Consider the following 1,990-nt stretch of genomic DNA (forward strand, 5'->3'; position numbering starts at 1 on the left):
CCCTCTCTGTCAGGCTGGTTGTGAACAACGATCCGTAGGAGGTTTTGTTCATGACTTTGCTCGATGTTCCAGTGTTGATCCCGGAGCCGGACGTGCTGTCCGAGGCAGCTTCGGTCGGTGGTCAACAGGTTCGAAGCGGTCGCCTGCCCAGGCGGAGGCTTCGCGCTGATGATGTGTTGTCCCTTGCGGTGACGGTGCTGTCTCCTGGCGAGGTCCTCGACGAGGATGACCTGGTTATGCCGCAGGCTGGCGCGGTTGTGTTTACAGCGTGCCAGCCGTATTCGCGGGGGTTGGATTTTACTGCCGCTCAGAAGCGACAGATGGTCACGATCTATCGCCAGTTGCCGTATGGGGCGAAAGGTATCTGGCTTGATCGCCATGGGCTGTATGGAGCCAAGATCTTTCGGTGGGGCCAACAGCTTGGGCTTTTGACCTGCGCGCAGCAAAAGGCAGCGTCGGTCGGCGACGAGGAACTGCCAGCGGTGCTCGACGCCGCGGCGGTGACGTCGCTGGTGCAGCGCTACCTTTCGCTTCCTTACGGTGAAAAGGAGGCGTTTATCGCCAGGCATGATCTGTGCCACCGGACAGTGCTGCGGTGGGCCACCATGGTCGCAGACGGGTCGATCGCGCATTACACGCATAAACGAAAGGCAGGAACAGTGGGAAAACGCACCTCAGATGACCTCACGCAGTCACGTCGCCAGGTTGAGGCGATGATTCGGGAAAACGAACGGTTGAAAAAAGAACTCGCCAAAGCCAACCGCAAACTCACCCGGCAAGAACAAGAACTGGATAAATGGGTCAAAACCAGTGATGTGTTGGGAAAAGCTTTAGCGTCCATGCCCGATCTTCCTGGCGTGGACTACGACGCGGAGGAAAACGCCTATCCGAAGACGAAACGCGACGCTATGAAGCTGGTCGACAAGAAGAACAACGACTCATCGACGCCCTTGTCGGATTAGGCCACTCCACTTCCCGGGCGTGTGTGTTGCTGGGAGTCAGCCGCAGCCGGATCTACTACGAATCCAACCCGCGGCCGAAAACCGCCAACCCGATTGCCCACCACGAACGCAACATCGCCCGGCTCACACAGGAACACGTCGATAAGATCCTCGCCCAGCTGGACGCCAACCCGCAATCGAGCGTGGACGATGTGTTCTACAACGCCTATAACCACGGCGTTTACGTCGCCAGTTTGAGCAGCTTCTACCGCATCGCCCGCAAGCACAACAGACTGTTGAAGCACCGTAACTGCACTCGCACCAAACGCAGGTCGAAACGCGGCAACAACCAGCCACCACATGTCGTCGCTACTGCACCAGCACAAGTGCTGTGCTGGGACATCACATTCCTGCCTGGCCCGTTCGTCAACGAAAACTACGCCTGCCACACCATCATCGACCTGTACTCACGCGCCGTGATCGGCACGTTGGTCACCCACCGCGAAGACGCACGCGGTGTATCCAAACTCTTCGACGACATCTTGACGCGCTACCCCACAGTGCAAACCGTGCACTCCGACAACGGGGCAGCTATGCGAAGCAACGCCTTAAAGCGAGTGTTCGCCAAACACGACGTTGACGCATCGTTTAGCCGGCCGGCAACAAGCAACGACAACCCCCAGATGGAGTCACTGTTCCACACCATGAAGGGATTTGCGTACTACCCGAAAGCCTTCGCCGACATCGACGCCGCCACCCAATGGGTAGCCCGCTTTACCAGGCACTACAACAACCGGCCCCACAGCGGCATCAACGGCTACACCCCGCAAAGCGTGCTCGACGGTACCTGGAAGCAATACGAAACCAACCGCATCAACGCAGCACGTGCCGCACTCGAAGCCGGACTCATCACCGCAATGCCCAAAACACCGACCGGACTACCCAAAGAGGTCACCATCATCCGCACAACCACCAAAACCCGCCCACAATCACCCACACTTACCGTCGCCTGAACCAGAAACTGTTCACAACCACTTGACACAAAGCGA

The 1,990-nt window shown here is 58.1% G+C and carries 2 protein-coding genes; both read left to right on the forward strand.

The genetic code is table 11. The features are described 5' to 3' along the window. The first annotated feature begins 50 nt into the window (after nucleotides 1–50). Nucleotides 51–962 carry a hypothetical protein gene (locus tag MHX64_RS11815; RefSeq protein ID WP_181890113.1) on the forward strand — a complete coding sequence of 304 codons (912 nt, stop codon included), beginning with the start codon at nucleotides 51–53 and terminating at the stop codon, nucleotides 960–962. After that, entirely contained in the window at nucleotides 941–1,954 is a 1,014-nt protein-coding gene (locus tag MHX64_RS11820; protein WP_181889614.1) for a DDE-type integrase/transposase/recombinase, read from the forward strand. Before MHX64_RS11815 ends, MHX64_RS11820 begins: the two co-directional genes overlap by 22 nt. Nucleotides 1,955–1,990 lie beyond the last annotated feature (36 nt).

It is taken from the genome of Corynebacterium sp. ACRPZ, from assembly GCF_022346205.1.
GTDB classification, from domain to species: domain Bacteria; phylum Actinomycetota; class Actinomycetes; order Mycobacteriales; family Mycobacteriaceae; genus Corynebacterium; species Corynebacterium lehmanniae.